We start from the raw sequence: 26,776 nt of genomic DNA on the forward strand, positions 1-26,776 counted from the left end.
AGAAGAGATCAGACCATGGTGAAACTCTCGATCGTGGAACAGGCCACGGTCCCGCGCGACAAGACCGCGATCGACGCGTTCGACGAGGCACTTGCCACCACCGTCCACGCCGAGCAGCACGGCTTCCACCGGATGTGGTTCGCCGAGCACCACGGCCTCGGCACCGTGGGCTCGCACGCGCCCGAGGTCCTCATGGGCGTCGTGGCACGGGAGACCGAACGCATCCGCATCGGGTCCGGAGCGATCCTGCTCAACCACTACAGCCCGCTGAAGGTCGCCGAACTGTTCCTGCAGCTGGAGACCGTGGCACCAGGACGCTTCGACATGGGCCTCGGGCGGGCGACCACCGGACCCCTCGTCGACATCGCCCTCCGGCGTGACCGGGACAGTGGCCATCTCGACGACTTCGACCAGCAGGTGCAGGAAGTACTGGCCTTCCTGCACCACGACTTCCCGGCCGATCATCCCTTCCGTCGCATCGACCTCATGCCGACCGTGACCGCCCGTCCCGACCCATGGATCCTCGGCTCCTCCGGGAGCAGCGCCGCACTGGCCGCCGCGCTGGGCGTCGGCTACTCCTTCGCCGGATTCATCAACCCGGGCGGGGCGGTTCCCGCCCTGCGGGCATACCGCAAGGCGTTCAGGCCCACCCAGTACGGTGCCGAGACCCCCCAGGTGATGCTCGGCGTCGCCGTGTTCGCCGCCGACACCGATGAAGAGGCGCACCGGATGACCTGGCCGACCCGGGCCATCTTCGACAGCCTGGGCCGAACAGGTACTGCCCCGGTCGTCCCGTCCGTCGACGAAGCCTCCCGCACGCTCACCACCGCGCAGAAGGACGAGCCCTCCAGGATCGTCAACGGCCGGTGGCCCCGGCAGCTCGCCGGCCGCCCCGAGACCGTACGGGACCAGCTCCTGCAGATGATCGAGGAGACCGGAGCGACCGAGGTCATGCTCCAGAGCATCAGCCCCGACCAGGAGGCCCGCCGATACTCGCACGCGCTCATCGCCGAAGCCCTGGGCGTCACCGCCGATGCGCGGTCGGCCGAGGCCGACGCGGCATGAGAACGGCAATGGGAGCAGCCTCCGGGCCCTGACCGCCCCGGAAGATGTCCGGGCCCGGCCGAACGTCCGGCGGTCGGCGAGGCCACCGGGGCATCCGCCCCTCGTCGACCGCCCCGCCGGCAGGTGGATCGGCGAGGGCACACAGGGCAGGGCGAATGCCAGCACGGTCTTGAACACGAGTCACAGCGACGCACCCACCGGAGCGCCGCCAACGACCGCGCAGTCAGCGGGGCCAGATGGTGGACCACGCCGTGTACGCCGTTCAGGGCCGCCTCCGGGGCGAGCCCGCCGTTGGCCGCGAGCGCCGCGGTGCCGTGCGGGCGACAGCCGCGACGAGGGTGAGTCGCTCGGAGTCACTCGGGACGATCTCCCCACGCTCTCGACGAGCTGACGCCCCCTTCGGCCAACGCACCGATCGAACGATCCGCGGAGAACACCCTGTCCACCGCTGCCCATTGCGCAGCGCGCGCCCACCCGCGCTCCGCGGGGGACCACGTGATCGGCGCCCAGGGAGCGCACCAGATCCTCGTCGGCGGAGCCGCACCGGCGGCACCGGTGACCGCCAGCCAGTCCCGGCGGTCAGCGGAGCCGGACGGTCAAGCGGTACCGGCCGGACGGGATCCGGTACGAGGACACCCCGTCCGCGTGGCCGGCGAAACGCACCCCGTCCACTTCTGACAGCGGCCTTCGTCCTTCGCGGACGGCGTCGGCGGAAGCGGCCGGAAGGTGCAGCGTCGCCGCGCTGTTCGCCGGCACGACCGCCTCATACACCAGGGTCCGGCCCGCGTCCTGGAGCGCCCACTCGCTCCTTATCTCCCCGTACGGCGACTCGTAGGCCGCCGAGACACGGGTGATCCCGCCCGTGGGATCGAGGTGGGGTCGCAGCAGGAAGTGCTTGAAGCCGGGGCTCTCCGGGTCGCGCGCGATGCCGGCCATGTAGGCGTACATCCATTCCATGATCGCGCCGTAGGCGTAGTGGTTGAAGGAGTTCATGCCGACCGGGCCGAAGCCGTTGTCCTCCGAGTACGAGTTCCAGCGCTCCCAGACCGTGGTGGCACCGTTCTTCACCGAGAACAGCCAGGACGGCAGCGCGTCCTGGTGCAGCAGCTTGTACGCCAGGTCCGCGCGTCCCTCGTCGGTGAGGACGGGGGCGAGGACGTTGACGCCGAGGAAGCCGACGGACAGCGTGTTCTCGGCGTACCGGACCCGGATGCTGTTCGGGTGCGCGGCCTTGTAGGCGTCGTCGTTGCCGATGTTGTCGGCGAGATGGCCGACGAGCGTGCGGCGCTGGGCCTGCGTCTCGTAGAAGCCGAGTTTGAGGACCCAGAGCAGCGCTGTCTGGCTGTTGTCCTCCGTCTTCTGGCTGGGGTCGGAGCCCGGCTCGATCGGGGAGGCGTCGCCGAGGCTGGACCTGATGGTGACCGTGCCGCCGTCCGTGCTCAGGTACTTGGTGATGAACGCCTGCCTGATGCGCCCGAAGAGCCGGTCGTACGCCTCCCCTTCGGCGGTCCTGCCGGTCGCGCGGGCCATCTGTGCCATCAGCCGGGTGCTGTAGCCGTAGTAGACGTCGCTCATCAGCTGGGCGCTGGTCTTCTGCGGTCCCAGCCAGTCGCCGGTGAGGGAGCCCTGCCCGGCGTAGGTGTCGCCGGTCTGCTGCTGGATCCAGTCCAGGTAGCGGGTCATCGCGGGCCAGTTGTCCTCGACGACGTTCGCGTCGCCGGTCATCTGCCATATGGTCCACGGCACGATGACACCGGCGTCGGCCCAACCGCTGCCGCCGCCCGGGAAGTTGAACCGTCCTGTGGGGGCGACCCCGGTGAACTGCGCCCTGTCCACGCCGTAGATGGTCTGCGAGTCGACGACGGTGTCCTGGAAGTGGGTGAGGAAGGCAGCGGCGTCCACGTTGTAGAGCCCGGTCGTGGCGAAGACCTGGGTGTCACCGGTCCAGCCGAGGCGTTCGTCGCGCTGCGGGCAGTCGGTGGGCACCCAGAGGTAGTTGCCCCGCTGCCCCCAACGGACGTTGCTCACCAGCTGGTTGATGTCGGGATCGTCGGTGGTGACGGTGCCGGTCTCCCGGATCGCGGACGTGGCGACCTTGCCGGTAAGACCGGTGATCGTGACGGTGTCCGAGGCAGTGACGGACACGTAGCGGAAGCCGTAGAAGGTCAGGGAGTCCTGGTGGGTCTCGCCGTGCCGGTCGCCCTTGAGAATGTAGGTGCTGGTGGCCTTGGCGCTGCGGAGGTTGGCCCGGTAGAGGGAGCTCTCGGGGCCGTCCGCGCCGGCGCTGTCGTCGTTGAGCATCTCGCCGAACCTGAACTCGACCGTGGCTCCGACCGAGCCGCGCAGGTTGTAGCAGGCCACTCCGACCATGTTCTGGCCGAGGTCGAAGACGACGGTCTCACCGCTGCCGATCGTGACCGGGGCGGTGGCCGCCTTCGCGGGATCGGTCACCGTCCGGGCGGGGTCCACGACGATCCTGCCCCTGCCGTTGGGGCTGCCGTCCTGCCCGGTCACCCCGGTGGCGACGGTGATCGACTGCGGTCGGCGGTCCCAGCGGGGCATGAAGCGCGCGGTCTCGCCCGGGTAGGCGAGGAGCCGCGCCTCCGGGAACCTGTCGTCGAAGGCGACTCGTTCCACGTCCGACCAGGTGGAGTCGTCGAATCCGTGCGCCGTCCAGCCCGGCAGTTCCTTGCGGGCGTCGTAGGTCTGGCCGTCGTAGATGTCGTCGGCTCGGTAGGGTCCGGTGTCCGTGGCCTTCCAGCCGCCGTCCGGGCCGGTGACGACTGTCTGCGCCGTACCGTCGGCGTACCGGATCAGCAGCTTCGCCTTGACGGCCAGGGCGTTGCCGTCCTGCGAGTAGTACGTACTGCCCTCGGAGATACGGCCGTTGTACCAGCCGTTGCCCAGGACGACCGCGAGGGTGACGTCCCGCTCCCGCGTCACGAGGCCGGTGACGTCGTACGTCATGTAGTTGACGCGCGCGTCGTAGTTCGTCGACCCCGGGGGCAGCAGCTCGATCGTGGTGCCGCCGTCCTGGGGCACGGTCACCTGACGTCCGTCGACGTAGGCCTCGTACACGCCGAGGGCCGAGACGTACAACCGCGCCTCACGGACCCGCTTCTTCAGAGCTACCTGCTTCCGCAGCATCGGCGCACCTGCCGAGTCGGGGGTCTTGCCCTTCATCCCGATCCACTGCGCGCCCTCCCATCCGCCGACGCCGTCGGTGCTCATGAGGCCGGTCTCGAAGAAGGAGGGGGACGCGGCGCCGACCGGACGGCCTTCGCCGTCCCACACCGTGACGGTCCAGTGATAGCGGGTCGAGGCGCGCAACGCCTTGCCCGCGTAGCGGACGGCCACGGATTCGGAGGACGGCACACGACCGCTGTTCCAGACATCCGCCCGGCCGACGGTCAGCTTCTCCGGGGAACTCGCGACGAGGATCCGGTACGCCCCCTGGCCACGTCCACGAGTCGCCGACCGCATACGCCATCCGAAACGCGGCCGGGTGGCGTCCATGCCCAGGGGATCGGTGCGGTGTTCCACCGTCAGCCCCCACACCGCGCCGTCCTCCGTACGACGGGACTCTTCCGCTCCCTCGCTCACTCCGCCTCCTACGAATCCGGTTCCTGCCGACACGACACCGGCCGTCGCCGCGAGCACGGTTCGACGGCCGACCACCGTTCCGTGTCCGCGGGGTGCGGTCCCCTCGCGGACATCGCGGTCGGCGTCGTCCGCGCTGTGCGCTTCATGGCTCACGCCTCGGCCCTCTCGGTTTTCCGGGAATCGGTCAGCGGATCGCGGGTGGTGAACATGTGCCGGCCCGAGCCGACGGCGTACGTGGCGCGGTCGCCCGTGGGCATCCGGACCTCCGCCGTGGTGTTCGGGGGGAGCGTCACGTCGAGGCGGAACCTGCCGTTCCTGCGGACCCACCGCACGGACACCACGCCGTACGGCGTGCGGTAGCTGCCCTCGGCACGGGTGAGGTCTCCGACCGGGCGAGGGTCGATCACCAGCTCGCGGTAGCCGGCTCTGCCGCGTTTCTGGCGGATGCCGACCAGGCCGCTGTGGAACCACTCCTCGATCTGCAGGAGGATCATGTGGTTCTTGGAGTTGCCCATGTCCCACTGTTCGGGAACGGTCGTCAGGCCGTTGGGGTTGGCGATGGTGGGCGCCATGAAGTAGCCGTAGCCCGGGCGGGTGTCCTCCTGGAGGACGTCCCACAGGACGTCGTCGCGACCTCCGTCGTGCAGGGCCCTGACGATCGGGGCGAGACCTATGGTGCCGCCGCTGAAATGCGGCCCGCCACCGAACGGCCGGTGGGCGTGGACCAGTTCGACCAGCGCGTCGAGAACCTTTCCTCGTTCGCCCTCCGGTACCAGGCCCTCGTCCAGCGCGAGCGCCTGCGCGGCCTGCGTCGCCCCGGCACCGCCCCGGTCGCCCTCGGCGGTGTAGCGGCCGAGGGCCCGGTTGTAGAAGGCGTCGTTGAACGCGTCCTTGATGTCGGCCGCGAGGCTGCGGTACTCGGCCGCGTCGGCGTCCCGCCCGAGCAGGGCCGCCATCCTCGCCATGCGGTCGGCGATCTGGTGGTAGCCCCAGGTTCCGGTGATGCGGCCCGAGGTGTTCTCACTGGCGATCCAGTCGGCCAGGGCCGCGTCCACGATGCGGGCGTCCGCGCCGGTACCGGCCTTCCTGGTCCTGATGTAGTTCAGGAAGGCCTGCATCCGCGGGTAGTGACGAGCCATCGTCCGGGTGTCGCCGTACGTCTCGTACAGCAGCCAGGGGACCAGGACGATGCCGTTGCCCCAGTTGATCTCGTCGCCGAACCGGCCGGTGTAACCCCAGTCGTACACCGGGGCCTTGAGCGCCACGTTGCCGATGTCGGCCCCGGCCCTGGACTGGCCCTCCGCCAGATGGCGCTGCATGGTGCGCAGGTAGGCCGCGTATCCGAAGGTGCGGTGGATGGAGCCGAAGGGCTGCACGTAGTCGGCGGGGTAGGCGAGCTTTTCACGGCCGGGACAGTCCGTGAAGGTGGACATGGTGTTGCTCATGATCGAGTACCGGGCCATGCGGTGAATACGGTTGATCCGGTCGTCGGAGGTCCGCACGGAGCCGGCCGCCGGAACGTCCGCGTGGATCTGCAGGCCGGTCACCGTGTCCCGGGTCGGGACGTAGCCCTCGGGCAGGCCGGTCACCTGCAGCCACTGCATGCCGAAGTAGTGGAACCGCGGGTGCCAGCGCTCGCCCCGCTCGCCGCCGTGCGTCGTGTAGGCGGCGAACACGTCGGTGCCGCGTGCAGCGCCGCCGCCCATGATCGACGCCTGGTTGACGGTGCCGTCGGCGTTCAGTGACTCGGCGGGGTACAGCTTGACGGTGGTGCCGGCCGGGAGCGGGCCGTCGAGCGTGAGCAGTGGCCAGCCGGCGATGTTCTGCCCGAAGTCGAAGACCCACACACCGGGCTGCGGCTGCCTGACGCCGACCGGACGCAGTCTGTCGACGACCTTGAGCGGCTCGGCCACGCGCCACACCAGCTCGGTGGTCAGATTGGGCGGCGGGGCGATCCCGGCGTCGGTCCAGCCCATGGCCGTGCCGTCGCGCCGTTTCGCCGACGCGCCGAGGTCCGCGCCGGGGGCGGTCCAGGCGGGCTGCTCGCGCCGGGCGTCGTGGTCGGAGCCGGAGTACCAGTTGGCCGTGGTGGTCGGGCCGAGAGCCGCCCTCCACGAACGGTCGCTGACGACGGTCTCCACCGTGCCGTCGTCCTTCGTGAGTTCCAGGCGGGCGATCAGCCGTGGTGTGACGGCGGCGCCCGCACTGGGATCGGTGCTCGCGAGCGGGTTGCCGGAGCCGGTGACGACGGCGCCGTTCTCGTGTCCCGAGGCGAGCCCGGGCTCGAAGGTGATGCCGGTGCCGTCGGCGCCCGCGGTACCGATCGCGGTGATCGTGCGTGACTCCAGGCGCTCGCCACCGTCACCCGTGTCGATGTTGACGGTGCCACCGACGTGGTAGTTGGCCACGCTGTTCACCTTGATGGTGGTGGCGCCCGGGGCAGCGGGCGCGACCAGGCCACCGCTGCCTTTGAACTGGCTCTGCCACCAGCTGTACGGGGCCGTGCGGCCGGTCGTGGGGTTCGCGACGGACCGCGTCACCAGCGCCGTGCCGTGGCCCAGTTCGACGCCCAGGGTGTTGTCGCCGTGGCGGACGAGGCCGGTGACGTCGAACACCCGGTACTCGGTGGAGAGCTGGTAGTTCGAGTTGCCCGGCGCGAGTACCTCGTCGGTGACGGGTCTGTCGTTGAGCCGGGCGACATGCAGTCCGACGCCGGACAGGTACAGCCTCGCCCTGACGATCTTCCCTCGGCGCCTGTCCACGCGGAAAGCGCGGGCGAAGACGGGCAGTGGCCGGTCGACGGTGCGGCCCGGGTACTCGATCCACCGGGCCTCGCCCCAGTCGGAGCGCTTGAGAAGCCCCGTCTCCCATGAGGCGGGCCGGCTCCACGGTGTCACGTCGCCCTCGGTGCTCCACGCCCGCACCTGCCAGACGACCCGGTCGCGCGAGGCCGGGGCAGGACCTTGCCAGGCGATGTCGGTCTGGGCCGAGGAGCGGACCTTGCCGCTGTCCCACAGAAGCCGGCCCCTGTCGAGATCCGGCTCGGTGCGCGCCGCGCGGATCCGGTAGGCGGCCTGGGCCCATCCCCCGGCGGTTCCCTCCACCCGCCAGCTCAGTCGTGGGGCGGTGTCGTCGACGCCGATCGGGTTGTCCTCGCGGCCGTCGACCGCGAGAGCGGTGACCTTCGCCCCGTGTCTGCCGCCGTTCCCGTCGGCGTGGGCCTCCGGTGTGAGGGGGCCGGGGACGGTGGGCAGCGCCAGCCCTGCCACAGAGACGGTCATGGTGCCGACGACCTGTCTACGACTGAACGCTCCGCCCGCTGTGCCGGACATGCCGAACCTCCGTTGGTTCGAGAAGAGTTGGTTCGCGAAGAGTTGGAGAATGTGCACGCTCGCCCATGTGCCGGACGGCTTCGCTCAGCTGCCGGCCTTGTAGTCGGCGTCCATCTCGTCGAGGAGTTTCCCGGGCGTGGACTGACCGCTGAAGATCTCCTGGAGGCCGCTGAGCATGGTCTGCTGGACCTTCGCGTTGGGCCAGAGCTGGTCCATGAACGGCACGGTGCGGTCCGAGCCGATGAACGTGGCGAGTTCGGCGAGCGAGGGGGTCGCCTTGAAGCCCGTGCCGGGAAGGGAGGGCAAGCCGCCCTGCTTCTCGACGAAGAGGTTCATGCCCTCGGGAGACATCACGAAGTTCACGAACTTCAGGGCGAGTTCCTCGTTCTTGGCCTTGGCGTTGACGCCGTAGCCGGCGCCCGCTGCCGCTGGAATGAGCGTCTCGGACGGAGTGTCGCCGGCGGGCAGTGCCTTGAGGGTGAAGGTGGCCTTCGGGTTCTTCGCCTCGAGCAGGGCGATCACCCAGTTGCCCTGCACGATGCCCAAGGTCTTGCCGGTGGCCGCGAGTTGCTGGCTGGCCTCGTAGTTGGTGCCCAGGGGGTTCTTCTGGAAGCAGCCGGTCCGCTCCATCGTCAGGTACTTGTCCAGGGCGGTGGTCCACGGCGACTTCGCGAAGGTGGCCTGGCCGGCCTGCATCTTCTGGTCGAAGTCGCGGTCCGGTCCGTAGACGGTCGTGGCGACGAGCGCGTACAGAACGAGCTGGGTGACCCAGTTGTCCTGGTTGCCCAGGGCGAAGGCGGGGGTGCCCTTGGCCTTCGCGGCCTTGCAGAAGGCCAGCAGGTCGGTCCATGTGTCCGGCGGAGTGAGTCCGGCCTTCGTCATGGCCTGCTCGTTGTAGACGGCGCCGATGCCGTTCTGGCCGAAGATCGCGTTGTAGGTCTTCCCCTCGTACTGGGCGACGCTCTTGATCGCGTCGGGCATCCTGGCGGCCCAGGGCTGGTCCGAGAGGTCACGCAGATAGCCGGGCTTGGCCAGGACGTGGGTGGCGCCCGGGTTGCCGTTGCCGGGCCAGACCGACATCACGTCCGGTGCCGTGCCCGAGGACAGCTGGGTGCGGATCTGCTGCTGGTACTGGTCGGCGCCGCTGGTGGTGTAGCGGACCTTGACACCTGGGTTGGCCTTCTCGAACGCCTTGACGACATCCTCGACCGAGCCCTGGTCGACCGAGGCGAGCGTCAGCGTCTTCGACCCGCCCGAACCGCCTTCGGAGCCCGCCTTGGTGCCGCCGCTGCACGCGGCCAGCACGGCCACGGACGTCAACGTCGCGATCAGGACCGGGAGTTTGCGTGTCTTCATGATGTCCCCCTCGGGGAAGCGCCGCGTGTTCATCCGCGCAGCCCTCCCGCGAAGCCGTTGATGATGCTGCGCTGCAGCAGGAAGTAGACGAGCAGGACGGGCAGGATGCTGATCACCAGTGCGGCGAAGATGAGGTTCCAGTCGGTGACGTACTGGCCGACGAAGCCCGCGATCGCGACCGGCATGGTCTGCTGGGCGCTGCCGCTGAGGTACAGCAGCGGGGTGAAGAAGTCGTTCCACACAGCGACCGCGTTGAGCACGAGGGCGGTCACGGTCACGGGTTTGAGCATGGGCAGGACCACGTACCGGAAGCCCTGCAGCGGGGTGCAGCCGTCGATCAGTGCCGCGTCCTCGAAGTCGCGGGGCAGGGCGCGCAGGAAGCCGACGTAGAGGAAGACGGTGAACGGGACTTGGAGACCGGAGTAGAAGAGGACCAGTGCCCAGGGTGTGCCGAGCAGCCCCAGATCGCGCATGGTCTGGTACAGCGGCAGCGAGGCGAGCTGGAAGGGGAGGACCAGACCGAGGAGGAACGTCAGATACGTGCCCCGCGACCAGCGAGCCGTGACGCGGGCCAGCGGGTACGCCGCGAGCGACGACACGGCCAGCACGACGACGACACTGCAGACGGTCACCAGCACGCTGTTGCCCAACGCCCCGCCCAGCGAGCCCTGTTGCCAGGCCTGCGTGAAGTTGTCGAAGGTGGGAGAGGTGGTCGGGCTGAGCGGCGACGAGGTGTCCGAGGCCGGCCGCAGGGCCAGGTTGACCAGGACGTACACCGGGAAGCCGACGACCAGGGCGACGGCGATCATCGTCAGTTCCAGCGCGAGGGTGCGCGGGCGGTAGCGGCTCACGACGCGGCCCTCTCGTTGCGGGACAGCACGGCGTACTGTCCGGTCGAGACGACCGCCACGATGATCGTGAGGACGACCGCGAGCGCGATGCTGTAGCCGAACTCCCCCAGCGTGAAGGCGTCCTTGTAGATGAGGGTCGAGATGGTGTCGGTGGCGTGGCCGGGGCCACCGCCGGTCAACGCGTAGACCTGGTCGAAGAGTTTGATACCGCCGATGATCGACAGCATCAGGTTGATGGTGAGGGCCGGAGCGAGCAGCGGCCGGGTGACCGACCAGAAGCGACGGACCGGGCCCGCCCCGTCGATGGCCGCCGCCTCGTGGACCTCCCTCGGCACCGACTGCAGCCCGGCCAGGAAGATCACCATCGAGTAGCCCGCGAACTGCCAGACGATCACCCCGACCACCGCCCACAACGCGAGCCGTGGACTCCCCAGCCAGTCCTGCTGCCAGTCCCCCAGCCCCACCGCCCCGAACAGGCTGTTGACCGCGCCGTCCGGACCGAGCAGATTGCGCCAGAGGTACGCGGTCACGATCGGCGTGATCACGGCCGGGGCGAACAGGAACACCCTCAGCACGTTCCGGGACTTGATGGCCGTGTCCACACCGAGCGCCAGCAGCAGGCCGAGGGCGTTCTGGACGACCGTGATGGACACGGCGATCAGCAGGGTGTGCCAGATCGCCTGCTTCGCGTCCGCGTCGTGGAACATCTCCGAGAAGTTGTCCAGGCCGACGAAGGAGAAGTCGGGATCCAGGCCGTCCCAGTCGGTGAAGGCGTAGTGGACACCGCGCACACTCGGCACCAGGACGACGAACGCGAACAGCAGCAGCGCGGGGAGCGCGAACCACCAGGGCGGCGTGGTTCGCGCCCGCCGGACCCGGGCTGCCGCCGGTTGTGGATCCGGGGGCCGGTCGTGGTCCGGGAGTTGCTCGTGCGGGGCGAGGGTCACCGACGGACCTCCTGTCTTGAAACGATTCAAACAGATCGTCGAGCAAGGGATCAGGCCGACACGGCACGGGAGCGTCCGACGGCTTTCCGCGCATGGGGGAGGTGCGGTCCGACGCCGGGCCCGGTCGACTCGGAGTCACCCGTGGGCAACGTTTCCCAAAGGGTGTGCCAGACCTTAGAGAGCGGCCTGTGTGACGTCAAGATGCCGCACACGCTGCCCGATTGTTACGACGGTTCGGAACTGCGACTGCTTCACCGCCTGCTGGACCGCGCTGTCCGTCCGTACACTCGACGACAACGTTTCCCGATGGGGAGGGAGCAGGATGGAGCCGTCGGCACGGCCTCGTCGCGTCACCATCGTCGATGTCGCGAAGCACGCCGGGGTGTCGACCACCGCCGCGTCGAAAGTGCTGCGCAACGCTTATGGAGCCAGCCCGGAGATGCGTGCGAAGGTGCGCCGGGCGATCGACGAGCTGGGCTACCGGCCGCACGCGGGCGCCAGGGGCCTGCGCGGGCAGACCTACACCATCGGCGTCATGCTGCCCGACATCCGCAACCCCTTCTTCCCCGAGATCCTCGACGGCGTCACCGTCTCACTGGCGGACACCGAGTATCAGGTGCTCCTGGGACCGGGCTGCAACGGGGAGAAGGAGGAGGCCCGCGTCACCGAGGCGATGATCGACCGCGGCATGGACGGCATCATCCTGGTCGCGCCCGTGTCGCCGCCCGCGCATCTGGAGCACATCGCCGCCTCGGTCCCGACCGTCGTTGTCGGCCGGCACGGCAAGTCCCCGCTGTACGACACCGTGGTCGACGACGACGCCGAGGGCGCGGCCCTGGTCGTGGGCCACCTCGCCGGCCTCGGACATCGCCGGATCGCCCATATCGAGCATCGCGAGACCGATCCGACGCGGCTGGCGGAGATGCCCAACGCCCGGCGTGCCGACGGTTATCGCCTGGCCATGCGGGCGCACGGGCTGGAGAAGTGCATCAACGTGGTCTCCACCACCTACACCCAGGAAGGCGGCTACCTGGGCGCGAAGGAACTGCTGGCCCGTCCCGCCACCACCCGGCCCACGGCTGTCTTCGCCGGAGCGGACATCGTCGCCATGGGTGTGCTCGACGCGGTCGCCGAAGCCGGGTTGTCCGTGCCCGGCGACCTCTCGGTGGCCGGATACGACAACACCACGTTCGCCGCGTTCGCTCCCATCTCGCTGACCAGCGTCGACCAGTCGGGCCGCGAGATGGGCAGGAACGCCGTACGTCTCCTGCTGGACCGGATCGCCGACCGCGGCCGGAACTCGGCCCAGGTCACCCTCTCCCCCGCCCTTGTGCCGCGACGGTCCACGGCGCGGCCGACGGAGTAAGGCGTCGACGCCGAACGGTGCGGTGGACGTTCAATCGTTCGGTTGAACGTGTGATTCCACCCTTGGAAAACGTTGCCCATCCGTGCGGGCGGGAGCCAGGATGGAGGGTGCCCGAAGGTCATGGCCGAGCCATGCGCCGGGCTCAACCCCCTGATCAGAGAGGTCTCCCCAACGTGTCCAGCTTCAGCAGACGACATGTCCTGGCCACCGGCGCAGGCGCCGCCCTCGGCGTCGGCGCGTTCGGCGCCGCCGCGAGTCCGGCCGCGGCCTCCCCCGCGGGTTCCCGCGGTACGGGCGGGCGGGAGGAGACGCGGACGCTCGACGAGCTCTACCGGGCCGCGCTCGCGGAAGGCGGCAAGCTCGTCGTCTACGCCGGCGGTGACACCCCCACCCAGCAGGACGGCACCAAGGCGGCCTTCAAGGCCCGCTTCCCGGACATCGACCTGACCCTGATCGTCGACTACAGCAAGTACCACGACGTCCGCGTCGACAACCAGTTCGCCACCGACACCCTCGTCCCCGACGTCGTACAGCTCCAGACCCTCCAGGACTTCCCCCGCTGGAAGAACGAGGGCCGGCTGCTCCCCTACAAGCCCGCCGGATTCTCGAAGGTCTACGACGCGTTCAAGGATCCGCAGGGTGCGTGGGTGGCCACAGGAGCGCTCGCCTTCAGTTTCATGTACAGCACGACGACGGTCGGTTCCGGCGTCCGGCTCACCCCGCGCGACCTGGTCGACCCCACCTGGAAGGGCAGGATCGCCTCGTCCTACCCGCACGACGACGACGCGGTTCTCTACCTCTACACGCTGTACGCCCGGAAGTACGGCTGGGACTGGGTGGCCCGGTTCGCCGCCCAGGACGTGCGGTTCGCGCGAGGCAGCAACTCCCCGGGCGACGCCGTCTTCGGCGGAGAGCTGCCGATCGGTGTCGGCACCGCGGGCTCGGCGGTCCCGTCGACGTCCCCCGTGCGGTTCGTGATCGACGACGGGGTCCCGTTCATGTCCTGGGGGCAGCGGACCGCGATCCTCAAGCAGGCGAAGAACACCACCGCCGCCAAGCTCTTCCTCAACTGGCAGCTGTCGACGGAGATGCAGAACGGTTCCTTCAACGGCTGGTCCGTCCGCACGGACATCACTCCGCCCGCCGGCCTGAAGAGGATCTGGGAGTACCCGAACGGGAACCTGGACGGCTTCCCCCGCTTCATGGAGGACCGCGCCGCGGTCGAGCGCTGGAAGCAGACCTTCGCCCTCTACTTCGGCGAGGTCAAGGGCGACCCGACGCCCGGCGTGCTCGGACTGCGCCCGGGGGCGTAGCGGGAGTGCGAGGCGGAGCCGGGCGTGGGCGGCGGATCCGACGGGCCCGTCACGCCCACGGTGCCGGCGTGGCGGGGCTTCGGGCGGGACCGGCCGGGTGTCCCTCCCATCAGCCGGAAGGCGCGCTCCAGGCCGAAGCGACGGAGGAACGCCCGTCGTCGGCGGGCCCAGGCCGCACGGTGTCCAGCGGCACGGCTCGGGAGGCGCCGCCCGTTTGCGGTCTTCGGCAGCGAGGCGCCGCCGGTTTCCAGGGCGCGGCGAAGGAGTACGGCCGACCCGGCACGGACCGCTCCTCGCCGCCGCGGCATTCTGTCCGCGAACGCGACAGAACAGCCGTCCCAGCCGGCCAGAACATCGGACGGGGCCGACTCCACACGCCCTCGGCCGACACGGCGCACCCGTCGGCGGTCCTCGGCAGCGAGGCGCCACACGTTTCCAGGGCGCGGCGAAGGAGTACGGCCGACCCGGCACGGACCGCTCCTCGCCGGGTCGGCCGGCCAGGACATCGGGCGGGGCCGACTCCACACGCCCTCGGCCAGCACCGCGCACCCGTCGGCGGTCCTCGGCAGCGGCAGGCCGACGCGCGGCGCAACCGTGCCGGCTCCGCCCGGTACCGCGTCCGTGAGGTCGACGAGCGCGTCCCCGTGGGTGTGCGGGCACTCATGGAACCCGATCCCAAAGCGGGACAATGCTGCGAACGCCTCGCCTGCGGACCCGGAGACGGGGAGACTCATACGCGGCAGTCGTTCTCTTGGGTTTCGTTGCCCATTGCGTCTCAGAGTTTGGAGAACGGCCGCCTCCGCCGTCGCGGGAAGTACCGCGGATCAGCAAGTCGAGTGACAGGTGAAGTCAGCGTCGATCCAGGCCATGAATTGAAACGTTTCACGACATTTCAGGGAAACGTCCGGAGCGCAGTCGGCTGCGCTCTCCGAAGGAGGAGGTCTGATGGTGGGCTCGGAAATGAACCGCAGAGCGATGATCGGCAGTTCGCTGTCCGTGGTTGCCGCGATGAGCATGCCTTTCCCGGCGCTCGCACGGCCCACGGGCAGCACGGTCGTGGCGGCGACCCGTCACGGCAAGGTGCGCGGGAAACGTGAGGACGGCATCGCCAAGTTTCTCGGCGTACCCTACGCCAAGCCGCCGCTCGGCGAACTCCGGTTCAAGGCCCCGAAGCCGCCCACAAGGTGGTCCGGCGTACGCGACGCGGTGAGCTTTCCCAACCCGGCGTTCCAGGTGGCGGGTGGCGAGATGGGTCCTGGCGGCAACGGCCGGATGCCGGCTCCCTCCGAGGACTGCCTCTACCTCAACATCTGGACCCCCGCCGCCGACCATCGGCGGCGGCCGGTGATGTTCTACAACCACGGCGGCGGCTACATGATCGGTTCCGGCTCCGCCACCGGGCAGGACGGCACCCACCTGGCGCAGCTGTACGACGTGGTGGTGGTCGAGTCCAACCACCGCCTGGGCCTGCTGGGCTATCTGTTCCTGGGCGAACTCGCCGGCCGTGACTACGCGGCCAACCAGGGGATGCTGGACATTCTCGCCGCGCTGCGCTGGACCAGGGAGAACATCGAGAACTTCGGCGGCGACCCCGACAACATCATGGTCTGGGGCGAGAGCGGCGGCGGCGCCAAGACCGCGGCCGTCCACACCATGCCGGCCGCCGCGCCACTGTTCCACAAGGCCTCGATCGAGAGCGCCGCGCCGCTGCGCTTCCCCACCCGCGACGGTGCCACCGCCCGGGCCCGACGCACGCTGGAGTTACTGGGACTGACCACGACGGACATTCCCCGGCTCCATGACATTCCGGCCGCGAGACTGCTCGAGATCCAGCAGTCCGAAGCCGCGAACGGTGCCCCGCCGTGGGGCGACCCCGGCACACTCCCCGGCTTCGGCGCGTTCGTCGACGGCACCGTCATCCCGCGGCACCCCTTCGCCGACGGCGCCGCGCCCTTCTCGGCGGACAAGCCGCTGATGTGCGGCACCTGCCGTGACGAGACGGTGTTCTTCAGCCTTTTCGGGCCGCGCGACATCTTCGGCATCGACGAGGCAGGGCTGCGCGCCAGGCTGAGCAGTACGTATCAGGGCGCCGAACTCGACCGGATCATCCGGACCTTCCAGGCCTCGCGGCCCGGAGCGACACCGGCACAGCTCTACTTCGCGATCACCACCTCGCCCATCTGGCGCGATTCGATCAAGATCGCGGAGGCCAAACGGGCGCAGCACGCCGCACCCGTGTTCATGTACCAGCTCGCCTACCCGAGTCCGACCCTGGTGCCCGGCACCGATTTCCCCATCGGCTCACCGCACGCGTCGGACATCAACCTCAAGTTCGCCAACACCGACAAGGACCTCGGCTCCATCCTCAACGTGGATCAGTCGCCGGAACGGCTGGCGACCGCACGTCACATGAGCGAACTGTGGGCGGGCTTCGCCCACACGGGCCGCCCCACGGCGGCGGGCGTGCCGAGATGGCCCGCCTACACCCTGACCGACCGTGCCACGATGTGGCTCGACGCCAGGTGCCGGATCGTCAACGACCCGGACAGGACCGAAAGACTGTTCTGGGAGAACCGCGGCCGAGTCGTGGCTTGACGTCTGCCGCCTGAGGCCGAACGTGGCCTCGAACCTGCTGATGTCTTCGGCCGAGTGCCGGACATGACAGCGGCCTTCGCCTGATGACGCGCTCCGCCGCAGGGGCACTTCACCAGGCCGAAGGGCTGTTCGAGCCGGGCGACGCCTTGTTGCGGGCGGCCGGTCCGGCGAAGACGCCGGTCGAGTTGTCTCCGGCGCCTGAACACCCGTGCGGGCATGGCGCGTCGTAGGGGCGGAGGGGCGGCTGGTCCTGGCGGTCGATGTCGGCAACCGGCTGCGGCCGGACGCGCGTACGAGGCCGGACCGGCTGTCCCGCCATGCATACGGTCGAGGCAAGGGCTCGGCCCAGACGGTCCCAGGGCGGTCCTCACTCTCCGGTGGCCGCCCCGGAGCCGGGGCGGCCGTCATGGACGAGCATGTGTTCTGATCCCCATCCCTCGTGACGAGCGGGCGAAGCGTCCGCCGTCACCTCTCTTGCCGCGGGCATGATCGGTACGGTGATACCCGGGACGGCGAAAGGGGCGGCGAGGCCGTGAGCGAGCAGGCGGGTATCGGGACGGCGAAGGAGGCCGCGGATCACGAGCTGATCCTGGCGTTCGGGCGTCTGCAGGGGGCGGCCAACCGGCTGGAGTACATCCTCGGGCGAGCCCTCGAAGTGGAGTGCGGGATCAGCCATCTGATGTACGAGGTCCTGCTGATCCTCGGGCGGGCGGGCCTGCCGGGCCTTTCGATGCGAGCCATCGCCCAGGAACAGGTCCTGACCACGGGCGGCGCCACCCGTCTGGTGGACCGGATGGAGGCGGTAGGCCTGGTGGCGCGGACCGAGTCACCCGACGACCGGCGCGCGAAGCTCGTGCGGCTCACCCCACAGGGCGAGGAGACGACCGTACGCGCCTCTCAGGTGCACCTGGAGAACATCAAGCGGTACTTCGTCGCCCCCCTCCCCGCCGAAGACCTCGAACGGTTCGCGCAGGACCTGCGCATCCTCAGCTACTCGGCCCGGGACGTCCTGCCACGCCTCCCCTGACCTGCGCCGAGACGTCGGCACTGGTCTACTGACATCATCCGCACCTCGTGTGGCGCGGTTCACAGAACCGTGGAAATATCTGATTAGTCAGTTACTGTTTGATCAGGTGAATCGCCCGCAGTGGGTGGGCGTCATCCCCTTGTCGAGGTCCTCGATGAAGCTGGTCTACGTTTTCGATGCCTACTGCGGCTGGTCGCACGGGTTCTCCGGCACCCTCCGCGAGGTCGTCTCCCGGCACCCCGGACTACCCGTAGAGGTGGTCTCGGGCGGCCTCTTCGTCGGTGGACGCCGGGTACCGATCCGCGAGTTCGGCTACGTCCAGGGCGCGAACGCCCAGATCAGTGAGCTGACGGGCGCCGAGTTCGGCGACGGCTACGAGCGGCTGATCGCGGACGGTTCGTTCGTGATGGACTCCGAGGCCGCCGCTCGCGGCGTCGCCGCCCTGCGCCGGGCCGCCCCGGACCGCGCGGTCGAGACGGCAGTCGCGTTGCAGCACGCCTTCTACGTCGACGGCCGCAGCCTGTCCGACCCCGCCACCTATCGGCACGTCGCCGAAACGGCGGGGCTGGACACCGACGCCGTCCTCGGCGCCTTCGGCTCGCCCGAGACACAGGGCGCGGCCGAGGCCGACTTCCGCCGCGCCGCCGAGCTGGGCGTGACCGGCTTCCCCACCCTGCTCGCCGTCGACGGCTCACGCGCCGTCCCCCTTGCCCGTGGCCACGCCACCACCGACGAGGTGGACCACCGCCTCGCTTCCCTCGGCGTCGCCCGCACGTCCTGATCCCCCGCCGTCCCCACCTAAGGAACACTCATGAGCACGCTCACCTTCAAGATCCTCGACCTCGACTTCCCCGCCGGCGTCAAGAACAAGACCGCCACGCTGGTCACCGGCGAGAACGAGGCCCTCCTGGTCGACGCCGCCTTCACCCGCGCCGACGGACACCGTCTCGCCGCCGAGATCCTCGACTCGGGCAAGACGCTCACCACCGTCTTCGTCAGCCACGCCGACCCCGACTTCTACTTCGGCGCCGAAGTCCTCGCCGACGCCTTCCCCGACGCGGCCTTCGTCGCCACCCCGCTCGTCATCGAGCACATCCAGCACTCGTACGAGGGCAAGCTCAAGGCCTGGGCCTCGCTCGGCCCCAACCTGCCCACTCGTCTGGTCGACCTCACCCCGCTCACCGGCGACCTCACTCTGGAGGGTCACCGCTTCGAGCTCAAGGGCGGCCCGGCCGCACTGCCCGACCGTCACTACCTGTGGCAGGCGGAGAGCCGCGCCCTCCTCGGCGGCGTCCTGCTCTTCCAGCAGGAGCACGTCTGGGTCGCCGACACCCCCACCCCCGGCGACCGCGCCGCCTGGATCGACCTGCTCGACGAAATGGCCGCCCTGCAGCCGGAGTTGGTCGTCCCCGGCCACCGCCTGCCCACTGCCCCGGCCGACGCGACCGCCATCACCGCCACCCGCGACTATCTCCTCGCCTTCGAGGAGGAGCTCGGCAAGGCGGCCGACGGCGCCGCGCTGACCGACGCCCTCGTCAAGCGCTATCCGGAGAACGGCATGCTGATCGCCGCCCAGATCGGTGCGAAGGTCGCCAAGGGCGAGATGACGTGGGGCTGACCATGTCCGAGTCCGCGACCTCCACCGCCCCCGGCGACGTCGTACGCCGCCAGTACCTGGCCTCCGCGGCAGGTGACCTGGAGGCCCTTCGGGCCACCCTCGCCCCCGACGTGGAGTGGACGGAGATGGCCGGCTTCCCCCTCGCCGGCACCTACCGCACCCCCGACGGCGTCACCGCCAACGTCATGGAGAAGCTCGGCCAGGACTGGGACGGCTGGACCGCCCATGACGACACCTACGTCGTCGACGGCGAGAACGTCGTCGTCCTCGCCCGCTACACCGCGGCCAACAAGGCCACCGGCAAGCCGATCGACGTCCGCGTGGCGCACCACTTCGTCGTACGCGGCGGGCTCATCGTCCGCTTCGAGCAGTTCGTCGACACCGCGCTCGTACGCGACGCCATGCAGGGCTGACCTCGTCCGGGATCTTGAGCTCTCCCTCTCAACTCCCTTGCCCCATAAGGAACTTGACAACATGTCACTTCTCGGAACTCATAGCGGATTCACAAGTTCCGCTCTATTGTTGAGTACATGACAGACACTTCAGAGCCCTTACAGGCGAATACGATCGGGCGCCGCAGCGTCCTGATCGCCTCCGGCGCCACAGCCGCAGCCCTGGCCGTGGGTGCCGCCGTCACCACTGAAGCCCCCACAGCCGACACGGACACCGGGGACACCGCTCCCGTGGCCGCCGCGGCCGTCTGCACCCTCACGAGGGAGATGACCGAAGGCCCCTACTACCTGGACGGACAGTTCGTCCGCTCCAACATCCGCGAGAACAAGACAGGCATCCCGTTCCAGCTCTCCCTCACCGTCGTCGACGACGACACCTGCGTCCCGCTGAGCAACGCCCTGGTGGAGATCTGGCACGCGGACGTGCTGGGCGAGTACTCCGGATTCGTGGGCGAGAACGGCCACAACGAGCCGGACAACGGCACCTTCCTCCGTGGCGGCGTGCTGACGGACTCCAACGGCGTCGCGCGGATCACCACGGTCTACCCGGGCTGGTACCGCGGGCGGTGCATCCACATCCACCTCAAGGTCCATGTCAACGTCCGGCTCACCCCCGACGGCTCCTTCACCGGCGGCCGGGAGCTCTTCACCGGGCAGCTCTACTTCGCCGAGTCCGTCACCCGAGCGGTCGCGGCGATCGCGCCGTACCGCAGCAACACGGTCACCCGTACGACGCTCACCCAGGACTCCATCTACGACGGCGGGGGCGCTCGCTCCGGCCTGCTCACCCTGACGGCCCTGGGCAGCTCACCGTCGGCCGGATACGCCGGGTCCCTGACGGTCGGGGTGGAGACGAACTGACGTAACCCGTCCCGGACACGGGCACCGGCCCCTCCCAGACCGTGCGGGAGGGGCCGGTGCCATCTTCGTGGGCCGCAGGCACGACATCGTCGAGGTCCGCCGCGTCCTCGGCTCGGCACGCTGTACCGGCCGCCGTTCACTCGGCCGCCACGCCCCCTTCCGGCCACCGCGACAGACCGCGCGCCGAGTGTCTCCTGAACCGGCACGCGTCTCACCACGCGTCCCTGCGGCACCCTCAGTTCTTGCTGACGGTCGGTCAGGAGCTGTCCGCCAGGGGCGAGTTGGACCGGATCGGGCACGCTCCACCTGTCGGTCGGCCCCCCTGACATCCCGGAGGACCCGTTCGCCGGCCCGGCTCCTGGCGGACCGCCGAGGATGCCCTGGATCTCAGCCCCGCGCCGGTGCGGGGCCACGGCCGAGCCCACTGCCGTCGGTCGGCCACCGGGGCAACCAGCCGGTCAGGCGGAGTCCCGTACCTGCACCCGAAGCTCGTCCTCGACGGGGTGGGCGGGCGCCTCTTTCCGGTCGAGAGCGTCGACGACGCGGCGCGCCAGACCGCGCGCGACGGCGTCGGTGTCGCGGACGACAGTGGTCAGCGACGGCCGCAGCAGAGCCGAGCTCGGGATGTCGTCGACGCCGATCACGGCGAGGTCGTGCGGGACGCGCAGCCCGAGGAACTGCGCGGCCATCAGGACGGCCATGGCGACATCGTCGTTGAACGCGCAGATGCCCGTCACCGGCGGGTCCGCCGCCAGCCATGCCTTCACCGCTCCGGTGGCACCGTCCAGCTCCAGGGGGACGGTCCGGACATCGGGCTCGGGGAGGCCGCGTTCGGCACAGACCTGGCGGACCCCGGCCAGTCGTGGCTGGGCCAGGACATCGAGTCGCCCGATGTCCGGATAGGCGTAGCCGAGCCGGTGATGCGCGTCGACGAGATGGCGGGCCTGCACCGCGCCGATCGGCTCCTCGGACACCAACGGGGACCCGAGCTCCCGCGCCGCCGCGCCGTGCATCGTCATGACGACCTCGATGCCCGCCGTTCGCATGGCGTCGGCCTCGGACTCGGGAAACTCGTTCAGGGCGAGTACGGCGGCCGGCGTGAGGGCCCGCCAGATCTCTCGCAACGGCCGGGCGGGTTGAGCCGCCGAGTGCACGAGGAAGGTGAGCTCGTGTTCGGCGAAGGCACTGGTCAGCTGCTGGATGAGCCGTCCGAGCACATGCTGGATCGGCCAGTCCGGCAACAGGCCGAGCACGATGTCCGAGCGCCCGGTGCGCAGAGCGCGCGCGGCGGCCGAAGGCGCGTAACCGAGGCGGGTGGCCGCGTCCCACACGCGGCGGCGCGTCGCCTCCGCGATCTTCTGGTGCGGGGTGTCGTTGAGGACGTAGCTCACCGTCGCGCGTGAGACTCCGGCCTCCTGTGCGACATCCCCGCTGGTCACCCGTCTGCCTCTGGCCACCCCTGCCATGCATCCCACCCTCTGACAGACCCCTTGCCAAACCCCACGATCGCGGGCTAGCTTACCCGCTCAGTCAACCTACACGTTTAAGTGGCGCGTTTAAGTAACTCTCAGTAGTCACGCTCGGAGCTGCCGTCCGAGCGCCGCCTTTCAGGTCCCCACCCTCCCCGTCCCCGGTACTCAACGAAGAGGACCCATGCCTGGCCTGAACGAGACCACGAACAACCCCTGGAAGACCGCGACCCTCGCCGGCATGGCCTCGTACCTGGATGCCGCGGCCCTGGTGACGTCGGGAATCGCCATCGGCGGCTACTACGCCGCACCGCTCCAGCTCAGTCCCGGAACCATCGGCTCCCTGCTGGGGTTGCAGACCCTGGCATTCGCGGTCGGCGCACTGTTCGGTGGCCGACTGGGCGACCGGTTCGGCCGGCGGACCGTCTTCACCCTCTCCCTCGTCCTCTACGCGGTCGGCGTCCTGCTGCTCCTCGTGGCGACGGGCCCCGCTCTCCTCTACGCCGGTGTGGTGGTCACGGGTCTGGCCATCGGCGCGGATCTTCCTGTGTCGCTCGCCCTGGTCAATGAGGAGGCGCCGGCCGGCAGGAAGGGCACCATGGTGGTGTTCTCCAGCATGCTCTGGCTGGCGGGCATCGTGGCCGTACTGACGCTGAGCTCCTTCATGGGGGCGCAGGGCATGTCCGGCGGCCGGATTCTCTTCGCCCATCTGCTGGTCGTGGCCGTCGTCGTGCTGCTCCTGCGCCTCACCCTCCGCGAGTCGGCCGAGTGGGCCGCCGCACGCCGGGCCACCGACGCACACCCGCACGCCGCCACCGAGACCATCCGGTTCAGCCGCGTCCGGGATCTCTTCCGGGCACCGACCGTCTACCCCCTGCTCGCGACGGCCCTCTACTACGCCACCTGGAATCTCGGCGCGAACACCCTCGGGCAGTTCGGCACCTTCCTGTGGACCGCTCTGGCCGAGGGAGAGGTCGCACGGTTCTCCCAGCTCTCCCTCCTCGGACTCCCGGTGGGCTTCGTCGCCGGACTGGTGTTCATGCGGGTCATCGACCGACCGGCCAGGCACGCCTGGTTCGCGGCGGGCACCGGCCTGATCGTCCTCGCCTGGGCGCTGCCGGCCCTGTTCGGGCCCGGCAGGTTCACTCTGGTCGCCGTCATGCTCGTCTCCGGCCTCGGCAACGCCTTCGCTGGCGAGTCCATCTACAAGATCTGGTCCCAGGAGCTCTTCCCCACCCTGCTGCGGGCCACCGCCACGGGAGTGACCATGGCCTTCACCCGAGCCGTCGCCGGTCTTGCCGCGCTGGGCACACCTGCCCTCGCCGTGGGCCACACCCGGCTGTTCTTCGGCCTGCTCTTCGGCTGCGCGGTGGTTTCGGCGGTCATCGGCCTGGTCTGGGTGCCACGACTGCCCGGAGCTGCCGCGCCCGCAGTGTCTGCCGACCTGAGCAGCGGTTCCGTACTCAAGACGACCGAAAAGGCTGCTCCTTGATCCGCCATCACGACTTCCGTCACCGTGACCTGACCCTGCGCTCCACGCTGCACATCCCGGAAGGGCCGACCGGAACCCGCTGGCCGACCGTGGTGTTCGTGCACGGCTTCACCTCCAACCGGTTCGAACTGCCGAACTTCGTCGCCATGTCCCGGCTCCTGGAGTCCCACGGCATCGCCTCGGTCCGGTTCGACCTCTCCGGACACGGCGAGAGCGACGGTGACTTCTTCGATGTCACCATCACCGGTGAGATCGACGAGACACGCACGGTACTGGGGGTGATCCGGACCCTCGACTTCGTCGATCCCGGCCGTATCGGCCTGCTCGGTATGAGCATGGGCGGTGTGGTCGCCGGCATCACGGCCGCCGAAGTGCCCGGGATCGGCGCCCTGTGCCTCTGGTCCCCGGCCGCCGTCGCTCCTTTCGAGATCGGCAGCGGCCGCCTCAAGGGCCGCAGCCTCGCCCCCGAGCTGGAGGAGAAGGGCTACTTCGACGCCGACGGCTACCGGATCAGCCCCGCTCTCGTCGACGACCTCGCCGGTCTCGACGTCTACGGGCGCTCCGGCGCGTACACCGGGCCCGTGCACATCCTGCACGGCGACAAGGACGACATCGCTCCCCTCTCATATGTACGCCGCTATCTGGACCACTACGACGGCAACGCGCTGTTGGAGATCGTCGAGGGCGCGGATCACGCCTGGGGCTCCGTCCCGCACCGCACCGCACTGCACCAGTCCACGCTGCGATTCCTCCGGAGGCACCTCCAGCGATGAACACGTCCAGCCATGCGGCACTCCGCGCGACGGACACCGTGACCTCGGCCGTCGGGCTGCACACCGAGGACGACTCCGGTCTGGTGGCCACCCCGTATCCCGCCCCGCGCCTGTCGTGGTCGCTGACCGGCGGGCGAGCGGACGTTCTGCAACACGCCTACGAGATCGAGGTGTCGGCCGACCCGTCCTTCAGCGACAGCTCGTCCGGCGGTGTGGTCGAGTGCGACACGGTGACCGATCACCCGTGGCCGGCCGAACCCCTGCGCAGCCGTGAGGTCCGGTACTGGCGGGTCCGGGTCCGCACCGACGTCGGGTGGACGGACTGGAGCGAACCTGCCCGGGTGGAGGCCGCGCTCCTCGACGACCAGGACTGGACGGCCCGCCCCGTCCATCTCCCCAGTGACCGGGGCCGTACCTCCCCCGGCCCGGTACCGCTGCTCCGCCGGGAGTTCGACCTCCCGGCGGAGCCGGTATCCGCGCGCCTGTACGTGACCTCACTGGGCGTGCACCGCACCGCGGTCAACGGCAGACCCGTCTCCGACGACCTGCTGGAACCGGGCTGGACGAGCTACCCCAACCGGCTGCTCTACGCCACCTACGACGTCACCGGCCTGCTCCGCCCCGGCACGAACGCCCTGTCCGCCGCGGTCGGCGACGGCTGGTACCGCGGCCATCTCACCTGGCACAAGAACCGCAACGTCTACGGCGACACCACCGCGCTGCTCGCCCAGCTCGAAGTCACCCTGGCCGACGGCACCGAGGTCACCGTCGGCACGGACGACCGCTGGAAGGGTGGTTACGGCGGTCTGCTGGCGACGGATCTGTACGACGGCTGCGAACACGATCTGCGGCACGAGCCGGAGTGCTGGCAGCTGCGGGGCTTCGTCGACGACGACTGGGAACAGGTCACCGCACTTCCCCTGCCCAGGGGTCTGACGCAGCGGGCGCACCCACCCGTGCGGGTGGTCCAGGTCATCCGGCCCGAGCAACGCACCCTGTCCGACGGCACGATCGCCGTCGACGCGGGCGAGAACATCACCGGCTGGCTCAGGATCCGCACGGGCGGCCGGGCGGGCGGCACGGTCACCGTCCGGCATGCCGAGGTACTCGACGGCGACGGCCGTCTGCTGACGAGCATCCTGCGCGGCGCCCGTGCCACCGACCGGTACACCCTGGCCGGCGGTACGACGGAACTGCGGCCGGAGTTCACCTTCCACGGCTTCCGGTACGCCGAGATCGTCGCCTCACCGGGCGTGACGGTCGAAGCGGTGGAGGTCGAGGTGGTGGCCAGCGACCTGCGCCGCGTCGGCGAGTTCCACTGCTCCGACGAGCGCGTGAACACGCTGTACGCCAACGTCGTACGGTCGCAGCGCGGCAACTTCCTCGCCGTGCCCACGGACTGCCCGCAGCGGGACGAGCGGCTCGGCTGGACCGGGGACATCATGGCCTTCGCCCCGACGGCGTGCGCCACGTACGACAGCTCGTCCTTCCTCGACAGCTGGTTCACCGATCTCCGCATCGAGCAGAGACCGGACGGCGCGGTCCCGTTGGTGGTCCCCGATGTGCCGCTCGGCGAGCTGCCACCGGCCGAGCTTCCGCACGCCGGCGGCGCCGCGGGCTGGGGCGACGCCGCCACCGTCGTACCGGCGACCCTTTTCGAGGCCTACGGCCGGCGCAGCCTGCTGGGCCATCACTACGCGGCGATGCGCGCGTGGGTCGAGTTCACCGTCGACCATCTGGACGAGGACGGGACCTGGAGCGGCAACGCCCAACTCGGGGACTGGCTCGACCCGGCCGCCCCACCGGAGAATCCGGCTCAAGCCACCACCGACTCCGGCTACGTCGCCACCGCGTTCGTCGCGCACAGCGCCCGTCTGCTCTCCGACGCCGCCGGGGAACTGGGCCATGCCGGCGACGCCGACCGGTACGCGGACCTGCACCGGCGTACGGCTGATGCCGCCTGGCGCAAGTGGGGCGCGCACGCCCGCACCACGCAGACCGGATGCGCGCTCGCCCTGCACTTCGGCATCGCGCCCGTCGCCGAGCGCACCGCGGTGGGCGAGGCCCTCGCCGCCCTGGTGCGGGCCCGCGACGGACGCATCGCCACCGGGTTCCTCGGCACGCCCTTCGTGCTGCCCGCCCTCACCGCCACCGGCCACACGGACGAGGCGTACCGGCTGCTGCTCAACACCGAGTGCCCCGGCTGGCTCTACCAGGTCGCCCGCGGGGCCACCACCATGTGGGAGCGGTGGGACGCCATCCAGCCCGACGGCAGCATCGACGTCGAGAACGCGGGCATGATGCTGTCCTTCAACCACTACGCCTACGGCGCCGTCGCCGCCTGGCTCTACCGGTCCGTCGCCGGACTACGGGCCGGCACTCCGGGCTACCGGACCATCGAGATCGCTCCCCGCCCCGGAGGGACACTCACCTCCGCCGACGCCTCGATCATCACCCCGTACGGCACGGCCTCCGTCACCTGGGCGATCAGCGGCGACACCCTCACGGTGGACGCCGTACTGCCACCCGGCACGACAGGACAGTTCCACCCGCCCGAGGGCTGGCACTCCACGCAGGAGGCCGACCGGCTCGGGTCCGGAAGTCACCGCCTGGTTCTGCGCCCCGGCACCAGTTCCTGAATCACTCCTCCCCAAGG

19 protein-coding genes are annotated in these 26,776 nt (G+C 69.9%); 13 read left to right on the plus strand and 6 right to left on the minus strand.

Annotated features, from left to right (window positions below):
* Window positions 1-15 precede the first annotated feature (15 nt).
* Window positions 16-1,065, plus strand: a complete 1,050-nt coding sequence (locus tag ACFYXF_RS03350; RefSeq protein WP_389347637.1) for an MsnO8 family LLM class oxidoreductase — start codon at window positions 16-18, stop codon at window positions 1,063-1,065.
* 579 nt (window positions 1,066-1,644) lie between these two features.
* On the opposite strand, the gene ACFYXF_RS03355 is transcribed toward ACFYXF_RS03350, so the two are convergent.
* From ACFYXF_RS03355 to ACFYXF_RS03375, 5 genes are all read right to left on the minus strand, one after another.
* Window positions 1,645-4,821, minus strand: coding sequence for a family 78 glycoside hydrolase catalytic domain (locus ACFYXF_RS03355; protein WP_389347639.1), 3,177 nt, complete (start codon window positions 4,819-4,821; stop codon window positions 1,645-1,647).
* Window positions 4,818-7,949: a family 78 glycoside hydrolase catalytic domain gene (locus ACFYXF_RS03360; RefSeq protein WP_389347641.1), complete on the minus strand. Its 3,132-nt coding sequence runs from the start codon at window positions 7,947-7,949 to the stop codon at window positions 4,818-4,820. The genes ACFYXF_RS03355 and ACFYXF_RS03360 overlap by 4 nt, the downstream gene beginning before the upstream one ends.
* Before the next feature lie 135 nt (window positions 7,950-8,084).
* Window positions 8,085-9,356, minus strand: a complete 1,272-nt coding sequence (locus ACFYXF_RS03365) for an ABC transporter substrate-binding protein (protein ID WP_389347643.1) — start codon at window positions 9,354-9,356, stop codon at window positions 8,085-8,087.
* Between the two features lie 29 nt (window positions 9,357-9,385).
* Window positions 9,386-10,207 carry a carbohydrate ABC transporter permease gene (locus tag ACFYXF_RS03370; protein ID WP_389347645.1) on the minus strand — a complete coding sequence of 274 codons (822 nt, stop codon included), beginning with the start codon at window positions 10,205-10,207 and terminating at the stop codon, window positions 9,386-9,388.
* Window positions 10,204-11,154: a carbohydrate ABC transporter permease gene (locus ACFYXF_RS03375; RefSeq protein ID WP_389347647.1), complete on the minus strand. Its 951-nt coding sequence runs from the start codon at window positions 11,152-11,154 to the stop codon at window positions 10,204-10,206. Before ACFYXF_RS03375 ends, ACFYXF_RS03370 begins: the two co-directional genes overlap by 4 nt.
* A gap of 322 nt (window positions 11,155-11,476) precedes the next feature.
* Between ACFYXF_RS03375 and ACFYXF_RS03380 the strand changes: the two genes are divergently transcribed.
* The 9 genes from ACFYXF_RS03380 (at window position 11,477) to ACFYXF_RS03420 (ending at window position 20,386) form a co-directional block, all read left to right on the plus strand.
* Entirely contained in the window at window positions 11,477-12,520 is a 1,044-nt protein-coding gene (locus ACFYXF_RS03380) for a LacI family DNA-binding transcriptional regulator (protein WP_389347649.1), read from the plus strand.
* Window positions 12,521-12,693: 173 nt separating this feature from the next.
* The gene (locus tag ACFYXF_RS03385) at window positions 12,694-13,833 is read left to right on the plus strand and encodes an ABC transporter substrate-binding protein (protein WP_389347652.1); all 1,140 of its coding nucleotides are present in this window, start codon (window positions 12,694-12,696) and stop codon (window positions 13,831-13,833) included.
* Window positions 13,834-14,778: 945 nt separating this feature from the next.
* Window positions 14,779-16,428, plus strand: a complete 1,650-nt coding sequence (locus ACFYXF_RS03390) for a carboxylesterase/lipase family protein (protein ID WP_389347654.1) — start codon at window positions 14,779-14,781, stop codon at window positions 16,426-16,428.
* A gap of 208 nt (window positions 16,429-16,636) precedes the next feature.
* Window positions 16,637-16,855 carry a hypothetical protein gene (locus ACFYXF_RS03395; RefSeq protein ID WP_389347656.1) on the plus strand — a complete coding sequence of 73 codons (219 nt, stop codon included), beginning with the start codon at window positions 16,637-16,639 and terminating at the stop codon, window positions 16,853-16,855.
* Window positions 16,856-16,960: 105 nt separating this feature from the next.
* Window positions 16,961-17,455, plus strand: coding sequence for a MarR family winged helix-turn-helix transcriptional regulator (locus ACFYXF_RS03400; protein WP_389347657.1), 495 nt, complete (start codon window positions 16,961-16,963; stop codon window positions 17,453-17,455).
* 154 nt (window positions 17,456-17,609) lie between these two features.
* Window positions 17,610-18,236, plus strand: a complete 627-nt coding sequence (locus ACFYXF_RS03405; protein ID WP_389347659.1) for a DsbA family protein — start codon at window positions 17,610-17,612, stop codon at window positions 18,234-18,236.
* 30 nt (window positions 18,237-18,266) lie between these two features.
* Window positions 18,267-19,073, plus strand: a complete 807-nt coding sequence (locus ACFYXF_RS03410; protein WP_389347660.1) for an MBL fold metallo-hydrolase — start codon at window positions 18,267-18,269, stop codon at window positions 19,071-19,073.
* A 2-nt stretch (window positions 19,074-19,075) separates the two neighbouring features.
* Window positions 19,076-19,486 carry a nuclear transport factor 2 family protein gene (locus tag ACFYXF_RS03415; RefSeq protein WP_389347662.1) on the plus strand — a complete coding sequence of 137 codons (411 nt, stop codon included), beginning with the start codon at window positions 19,076-19,078 and terminating at the stop codon, window positions 19,484-19,486.
* Window positions 19,487-19,603: 117 nt separating this feature from the next.
* Entirely contained in the window at window positions 19,604-20,386 is a 783-nt protein-coding gene (locus tag ACFYXF_RS03420) for an intradiol ring-cleavage dioxygenase (RefSeq protein ID WP_389347664.1), read from the plus strand.
* Between the two features lie 458 nt (window positions 20,387-20,844).
* Here the strand turns inward: ACFYXF_RS03420 and ACFYXF_RS03425 are convergent, their stop codons facing one another.
* Entirely contained in the window at window positions 20,845-21,852 is a 1,008-nt protein-coding gene (locus ACFYXF_RS03425) for a LacI family DNA-binding transcriptional regulator (RefSeq protein WP_389347666.1), read from the minus strand.
* 187 nt (window positions 21,853-22,039) lie between these two features.
* Here ACFYXF_RS03425 and ACFYXF_RS03430 point away from each other — a divergent pair, with 187 nt between their 5' ends.
* The 3 genes from ACFYXF_RS03430 to ACFYXF_RS03440 are packed head-to-tail and all read left to right on the plus strand — an operon-like array spanning window position 22,040 to window position 26,759.
* Window positions 22,040-23,347, plus strand: coding sequence for an MFS transporter (locus ACFYXF_RS03430; RefSeq protein ID WP_389347668.1), 1,308 nt, complete (start codon window positions 22,040-22,042; stop codon window positions 23,345-23,347).
* Window positions 23,344-24,120, plus strand: coding sequence for an alpha/beta hydrolase (locus ACFYXF_RS03435; protein WP_389347670.1), 777 nt, complete (start codon window positions 23,344-23,346; stop codon window positions 24,118-24,120). Before ACFYXF_RS03430 ends, ACFYXF_RS03435 begins: the two co-directional genes overlap by 4 nt.
* A complete protein-coding gene (locus ACFYXF_RS03440) occupies window positions 24,117-26,759 on the plus strand; it encodes a family 78 glycoside hydrolase catalytic domain (RefSeq protein WP_389347672.1) in 2,643 nt (880 codons plus the stop codon). Before ACFYXF_RS03435 ends, ACFYXF_RS03440 begins: the two co-directional genes overlap by 4 nt.
* Window positions 26,760-26,776: the final 17 nt, after the last annotated feature.

Source organism: Streptomyces sp. NPDC002680 (assembly GCF_042889145.1).
Classification (GTDB): domain Bacteria; phylum Actinomycetota; class Actinomycetes; order Streptomycetales; family Streptomycetaceae; genus Streptomyces; species Streptomyces adonidis.

Bases quoted from the DNA above. Each gene is read 5' to 3' on its own strand.
- ACFYXF_RS03365 (WP_389347643.1), bottom strand. From the start codon at position 9,356: ATGAAGACACGCAAACTCCCGGTCCTGATCGCGACGTTGACGTCCGTG.
- ACFYXF_RS03430 (WP_389347668.1), top strand. From the start codon at position 22,040: ATGCCTGGCCTGAACGAGACCACGAACAACCCCTGGAAGACCGCGACC.
- ACFYXF_RS03440 (WP_389347672.1), top strand. From the start codon at position 24,117: ATGAACACGTCCAGCCATGCGGCACTCCGCGCGACGGACACCGTGACC.
- ACFYXF_RS03380 (WP_389347649.1), top strand. From the start codon at position 11,477: ATGGAGCCGTCGGCACGGCCTCGTCGCGTCACCATCGTCGATGTCGCG.
- ACFYXF_RS03405 (WP_389347659.1), top strand. From the start codon at position 17,610: ATGAAGCTGGTCTACGTTTTCGATGCCTACTGCGGCTGGTCGCACGGG.
- ACFYXF_RS03420 (WP_389347664.1), top strand. From the start codon at position 19,604: ATGACAGACACTTCAGAGCCCTTACAGGCGAATACGATCGGGCGCCGC.
- ACFYXF_RS03415 (WP_389347662.1), top strand. From the start codon at position 19,076: ATGTCCGAGTCCGCGACCTCCACCGCCCCCGGCGACGTCGTACGCCGC.
- ACFYXF_RS03410 (WP_389347660.1), top strand. From the start codon at position 18,267: ATGAGCACGCTCACCTTCAAGATCCTCGACCTCGACTTCCCCGCCGGC.
- ACFYXF_RS03425 (WP_389347666.1), bottom strand. From the start codon at position 21,852: ATGGCAGGGGTGGCCAGAGGCAGACGGGTGACCAGCGGGGATGTCGCA.
- ACFYXF_RS03360 (WP_389347641.1), bottom strand. From the start codon at position 7,949: ATGACCGTCTCTGTGGCAGGGCTGGCGCTGCCCACCGTCCCCGGCCCC.
- ACFYXF_RS03390 (WP_389347654.1), top strand. From the start codon at position 14,779: ATGGTGGGCTCGGAAATGAACCGCAGAGCGATGATCGGCAGTTCGCTG.
- ACFYXF_RS03350 (WP_389347637.1), top strand. From the start codon at position 16: ATGGTGAAACTCTCGATCGTGGAACAGGCCACGGTCCCGCGCGACAAG.